Origin of the sequence: Micromonospora sp. RV43, assembly GCF_001029515.1 — a bacterium.
Lineage (GTDB): Bacteria > Actinomycetota > Actinomycetes > Mycobacteriales > Micromonosporaceae > Micromonospora > Micromonospora aurantiaca.
Map to the genome: position 1 here is coordinate 1 of NZ_LEKG01000288.1, position 5,174 is coordinate 5,174.

Sequence of the window (5,174 nt, forward strand, 5' to 3'; positions counted from 1 at the left end):
CTCGTCGGCGGGGTGCTGGTGGGCGGCGTGCTGGTCGGCGGGGTGGTCGGGCCGGACCCGCCGAAGTCCACGTCGCTGCACAGGTAGTAGGACTGGTCCAGGTGGCTGGCCTGCCAGATCGTGTAGACGACGTGCCGGCCGGTGCGGCCCGGCGCGTTCGCCGGGATCTGGATCGACACGCCGTCCACCTCACGCGTCCACTGGCTGGCCGGTGTGTTGCCGATCTGGCCGACCAGTTCCAGGTCGCTCCAGCGCAGCGGCGAGGTGAGCGCGTTGTAGCCCTGCTTGGTCACGTACACCCGGATGTAGTCGGCACCGTGGCTGGCCTGGTCGAAGAACTTGACCCGGAAGTTGTTGGTCACCGGCACGGTCTTCCAGGCGCCGACCGTGTCGAGCGCGTTGTACCGGCCGCTCTGGGTGCGGCCGCCGCTGCAGAGCTGCCCGTCCGGGATGGCGCCCTGGTGGTTGCCGGCCACGCCCTCGCGGAACAGGCCGTTCCAGTTCCACATGGCGTTCGGGTCGGCCTGCCACGCCTGCCAGCACATCGGATCCTGGGTGGCCATGGCCGGGTTCTGGAAGTCACCGCCCCAACGCTGCCAGCAGCTGTAGCTGCGCGACGCCGGGTCGACCACCGACCCGTGCGCCGAGGCCGGGCCGGAGAACGCGGTGGTGAGCAGCGCCGCGACGACCGCGCAGACGCCGAGGATCGCCGCCGCGAGCGGTAGCGGGCGGCGGTACGGAGTGGACATGGAAAGCCTCCGGGATGGGGTGTCGGTGCACGACGCCCGGACTCGGGAGTTGCCCTCTCCCGCGTGGCGGCTCCGCCCGCACGCTGCCACAGAAAGCGACAAACGTCAATGAGTTGGGTCGCGGCGCATCGGAGTGTGCGGGATGCCGTCCTCGACGTAGCCGGGGCCGCTGACCTCGAAGCCGAGCCCTTCGTAGAAGCCGACCAGATGCGTCTGCGCGTCGAGCACGCACGGCCGGTCACCCACCACGGCGAGCGCCTCGGTCATCAGCGCGCCGGCCAGGCCCGCGCCGCGGGCCGCCGGCGCCACCACCACCCGCCCGATCCGTGCGACGCCGCCGGGGTCGGCCAGGATCCGCAGGTACGCGACCACGGCGCCGTCGCGGCTCAGCCACAGGTGGCGGGTGCCGGGTTCGACGTCCCGGCCGTCCAGTTCCGGGTACGGGCAGGACTGCTCGACCACGAACACGTCGATGCGCAGCCGGAGCAGGTCGTGGAAGGTGCTGGTGTCCAGGTCGGCGAAGCTTGCCAGGTGGGACTCGACGGGCATCGGCCCAGGGTAGGCGGCGCGTCTCCGCCCGGTCGTGCTCCCCCTGGCGCGGCACGTCGGCTCGGCGCGCCGGGCCGGCGCGGTCCCGGTGTGCCGGCTCAACGCGCGGCGGTTCGGCGTGGCCGGGCCGGCGCTGCTCAGCCCTTCGACGTGCGCAGCCCGGTGGCGGTGGCGGTGACGGCGCGCTCGAACCAGGTGCCGGTGTCGGCCGCCGAGCGGGTCCAGACCGCGACGCACTGGGTCACCCGGCCGTGGTGCAGGCAGCCGTAGCGGTGCGGGAAGCGCGTGCCGTCGGACACGGTCATGGTCGCCGACACCACCCGGCCCGGCACGCCCAGCCCGGCGGGCAGGTCCCCCGCGGTGTGCCCGGTGGTCACCTGGCCCTCCTCCTCGTCGCGCTCGCACGCCTCCAGCAGGCCGAAGACCTGCCGTACCGCGTCCGCGGCGGCCGCCTCGTCCGGGTAGACCACGGTCTCCTGGGCGATCTCGACGAACTCGCCGGCCGGGGTGCCCTCCGGCGTGACGAAGACCCGGGTGGACGCGACGAGCCGCCGGTCGAGCAGGGGCAGCGGGCGACCGCAGACGACACCGTCGGAGTCGAGCCGCTCACTGGCGTGCTCGGGTTCTTCGGCCAGGCCGGCCAGGCTGCCGGTCGCGGCGTACCGGTCGCGCAGCGCCGCGGCGGCCCCGCCGTCGGTGGGTGAGGGCGCGGCCAAGGCGGGCGCGGGGGCGGTGGCGGGCTCGGTGGTGGAACCGCAGCCGGCGAGGACGGCGACCAGGGCCACCGCGATGATCAACCGTCGGGACACCGGAGGGATGCTAGACGGAGATCGACGCCGGTGCCGCCCCGGGAGCGCCCGCGTCAGGCGGGGCGGGCGCCGACCGCGTCGCGTACCTCGGCGCCCTGCTCGCCCTCGACGGCGCGGGCGCAGTGGGCGCAGCAGAAGAAGCGGCCGGAGACCTCGACGCCGTGCCCGACGATCTTGATCTGGCAGTGCTCGCAGATCGGCGCCATCTTGTGCACCGCGCACTCGAAACAGTCGAACGTGTGCCGCGACCCGTCGACGGTGCGCACCTCGAACGCCATCCAGTAGTCGTTGCCGCAAACCTCGCAGGCAGCCATGCGAAACCCCCCGAAAACGGACCTGTCATCCGAGAGTCGCGCAGACGACACCTTCGAGCAACCGGAACCGGCGAACCTGATCCGGCCCCACGGCGAGTCGCTCCCGGCGTGTCGCGCGTTGACTGCTGTGACCGCCGAAAATCCCCGGAGGATTCGTGATCAAGCGCAACAAGCTCTTCGGCAACCAGACCCGGGTGACGTTCTCGCTGCCCCGGGACACCCCGGCCGGCACGGTGAGCGTGGTCGGCTGCTTCAACGGCTGGGAGCCCGGCCGGCACGAGCTGGTGCCGCGCCGCGACGGCACGCGTACCGTGACGGTCCGGCTGAAGCCGGGGGAGTACCGCTTCCGCTACCTCGCCACCGGCGGGGTGTGGCTGGACGACGAGGCCGCCGACCAGGTGGACGAGGCCGGCGGCCTGCTGCGGCTCTGACGCCGCCGTCAGCCGGCGCTGGGCTCCAGCCGCACCGAGATCGAGTTGACGCAGTGCCGGGTGTCCTTCGGGGTGAAGCCCTCACCCTCGAAGACGTGCCCGAGGTGGCTGTCGCAGCGCGCGCAGCGGATCTCCACGCGCCGCATGCCGAGCGTGTTGTCCGGGATCTCCTTGACCGCGCCCGGGATGGCGTCGTCGAAGCTCGGCCAGCCGCAGTGCGAGTCGAACTTGTCCTGGCTGCGGAACAGTTCCAGCCCGCAGGCCCGGCAGTGGTAGACGCCGGGGGTCTTGGTGTCGACGTACTCACCGGTCCAGGGCGCCTCGGTGCCGGCCTCGCGGAGCACCCGGAACTCCTCGGGGCTCAGCCGGACGCGCCATTCGTCCTCGGTACGGGGCAGTTCGTTGTCGGAAAGACTCACCGTTCCACGGTACGTCGGGTGTCGGTGGCATCGCATATGGTCGCGTGATGGCGGGCAAGGGTGCGGTCGAGGAGATCGAGGTAGCCGGGCACGCGGTGCGGCTGAGCAGCCCCGATCGGGTGATCTTCCCGCAGCGCGGCTTCACCAAGGCCGACGTCTTCCGCTACTACCTGGCCGTCGGCGACGGGATCATGCGCGCCCTGCGCGACCGGCCGACCACGCTCCAGCGCTTCCCCGACGGCATCGAGGGGGAGATGTTCTTCCAGAAGCGGGTGCCGCAGCGGGGCGTGCCCCCGTGGGTCAGCACCGCGCGGATCGCCTTCCCCAGCGGCCGCCCGGCCGACGAGCTGTGCCCGGCCGACCTGGCGCACGTGGCCTGGGCGGCGCAGATGGGCACGGTGGTGTTCCACCCGTGGCCGGTGCGCGCCGCCGACACCGACCGCCCCGACGAGCTGCGCGTCGACCTCGACCCGCAGCCCGGCACCGACTTCGCCGACGCGGTGACCGCCGCCGGTGAGCTGCGCGGTCTGCTCGACGAGCTGGGCGTGCCCGGCTGGCCGAAGACCTCCGGCGGCCGGGGCGTGCACGTCTACCTGCGCATCCAGCCGCGCTGGACGTTCGTGGAGGTACGCCGCGCCACCATCGCGCTGGCCCGGGAGCTGGAACGCCGCCGCCCCGAGCTGGTCACCACCGCCTGGTGGAAGGAGGAGCGCGGCGAGCGCGTCTTCGTCGACTTCAACCAGATGGCGCGGGACCGCACCATCGCCTGCGCGTACTCGCTGCGCGCCAACGCCCGCGCCACCGTCTCCACCCCCGTCGGCTGGGACGAGCTGCCCGAGGTCGAGCCGGACGACTTCCACCTGGGCACGGTGCCGGCCCGGTTCGCCGAGCGCGGCGACCCGCACGCCGGCATCGACGACGCCCCGTGGGACATCACGCCGCTGCTGGAGTGGGCCGAGCGGGACGCCGCCGACGGGCTGGGCGACATGCCGTACCCGCCGGAGTACCCGAAGATGCCCGGCGAGCCGAAGCGGGTCCAGCCGTCCAAGGACCGCGACCGCCCCCGCTCCTGACGCGGCCCCTGCTCGAGTGCCGCCGGCTCAGGCGGGAGCGGTGAGCATGCTCCGCACCGAGGCGACGATGTGCCGGGGGCGGCGGTAGAGGTCGGTGGCGGTGTAGACCCGCATGCGCCAGCCGTGCTCGGCCAGCCAGTTGAGCCGGGAACGGTCGTGGTGCAGCCGGCCGGGGTCGAGGTGGGAGGCGCCGTCGTACTCCAGGCCGATGCGCCGGTCACGATAGCCCAGGTCGAGGCGGTAGATCGGGATCCCGTCCCGGTCGGGAACCCACAGTTGCGGCTCCGGCGGCGGCAGCCCGCCGTCGATCAGCAACAGACGCAGTTGGCTCTCCTGCCGGCACTCCGGGCGCGGGTCGGCGAGCGCGATCAGTTCCCCTGCCTGCCGTACTCCCCGCAGACCGGCGTGCCATGCCACCTCGGTGAGCAGGTCGTCGCGGCGGCAGGCGCCGGCGCGGAGGCAGAGGTCGAGCACCGGCAGCGCGTCCGCCCGCCGGAGCACCCGGGCCAGATCCACGGCGCAGCGGGCGGCGGGCGCGCAGGGGATGCCGGCGATCTCCACCGCGTCCGGCACCGGCAGCACCGTCTGATGCGTCACCACGCCCCGGATGCGCCGGGCGCTCACGCCGGGCGGCACGATCACGTGCACCCGGTCGCCTGGAACCGCCCCGAACCGGTGCAGTCTCGCGCCGGTGTGGAACCCCGCGACGGTTCCCGGCGGCAGTCGCCGGAACAGGGCGCGCAACCGGCTCTTCTCGTCGTCGGTACAGCCGTACACACCCCGGGACAGCCGGCCCAGCCGTCCCGCCCCCACCTGGTGCCGTACCGCCC

Annotated in this window: 8 protein-coding genes; 2 read left to right on the forward strand and 6 right to left on the reverse strand. The window is 73.4% G+C overall.

Annotated elements, in window-relative coordinates; translation table 11 throughout:
• The 4 genes from ABD52_RS36025 to ABD52_RS36040 all read right to left on the reverse strand — a co-directional run.
• Nucleotides 1–749 (reverse strand): lytic polysaccharide monooxygenase (locus ABD52_RS36025; protein ID WP_047894692.1); only part of this gene is annotated, 749 nt, incomplete at its 3' end.
• Nucleotides 750–854: 105 nt separating this feature from the next.
• Nucleotides 855–1,298, reverse strand: a complete 444-nt coding sequence (locus ABD52_RS36030; RefSeq protein WP_013284824.1) for a GNAT family N-acetyltransferase — start codon at nucleotides 1,296–1,298, stop codon at nucleotides 855–857.
• A 137-nt stretch (nucleotides 1,299–1,435) separates the two neighbouring features.
• A complete protein-coding gene (locus ABD52_RS36035; RefSeq protein ID WP_013474529.1) occupies nucleotides 1,436–2,107 on the reverse strand; it encodes a hypothetical protein in 672 nt (223 codons plus the stop codon).
• A gap of 53 nt (nucleotides 2,108–2,160) precedes the next feature.
• Nucleotides 2,161–2,421: a hypothetical protein gene (locus ABD52_RS36040; protein WP_013284826.1), complete on the reverse strand. Its 261-nt coding sequence runs from the start codon at nucleotides 2,419–2,421 to the stop codon at nucleotides 2,161–2,163.
• A 155-nt stretch (nucleotides 2,422–2,576) separates the two neighbouring features.
• Between ABD52_RS36040 and ABD52_RS36045 the strand changes: the two genes are divergently transcribed.
• Nucleotides 2,577–2,852, forward strand: coding sequence for an isoamylase early set domain-containing protein (locus ABD52_RS36045; protein WP_013284827.1), 276 nt, complete (start codon nucleotides 2,577–2,579; stop codon nucleotides 2,850–2,852).
• Between the two features lie 8 nt (nucleotides 2,853–2,860).
• Here ABD52_RS36045 and msrB read toward each other — a convergent pair whose 3' ends face one another.
• Nucleotides 2,861–3,271, reverse strand: a complete 411-nt coding sequence (gene msrB, locus ABD52_RS36050) for a peptide-methionine (R)-S-oxide reductase MsrB (RefSeq protein WP_013284828.1) — start codon at nucleotides 3,269–3,271, stop codon at nucleotides 2,861–2,863.
• Nucleotides 3,272–3,318: 47 nt separating this feature from the next.
• On the opposite strand from msrB, the gene ligD reads away from it, so the two are divergent.
• The gene (ligD, locus tag ABD52_RS36055) at nucleotides 3,319–4,344 is read left to right on the forward strand and encodes a non-homologous end-joining DNA ligase (RefSeq protein ID WP_047894693.1); all 1,026 of its coding nucleotides are present in this window, start codon (nucleotides 3,319–3,321) and stop codon (nucleotides 4,342–4,344) included.
• A 27-nt stretch (nucleotides 4,345–4,371) separates the two neighbouring features.
• On the opposite strand, the gene ABD52_RS36060 is transcribed toward ligD, so the two are convergent.
• A partial coding sequence (locus ABD52_RS36060; RefSeq protein WP_047894694.1) for a hypothetical protein occupies nucleotides 4,372–5,174 on the reverse strand: 803 nt, incomplete at its 5' end.

Excerpts from the sequence above, each read along its gene's own strand:
- ligD (WP_047894693.1), top strand. The coding sequence starts at position 3,319 with ATGGCGGGCAAGGGTGCGGTCGAGGAGATCGAGGTAGCCGGGCACGCG.
- ABD52_RS36030 (WP_013284824.1), bottom strand. The coding sequence starts at position 1,298 with ATGCCCGTCGAGTCCCACCTGGCAAGCTTCGCCGACCTGGACACCAGC.
- ABD52_RS36040 (WP_013284826.1), bottom strand. The coding sequence starts at position 2,421 with ATGGCTGCCTGCGAGGTTTGCGGCAACGACTACTGGATGGCGTTCGAG.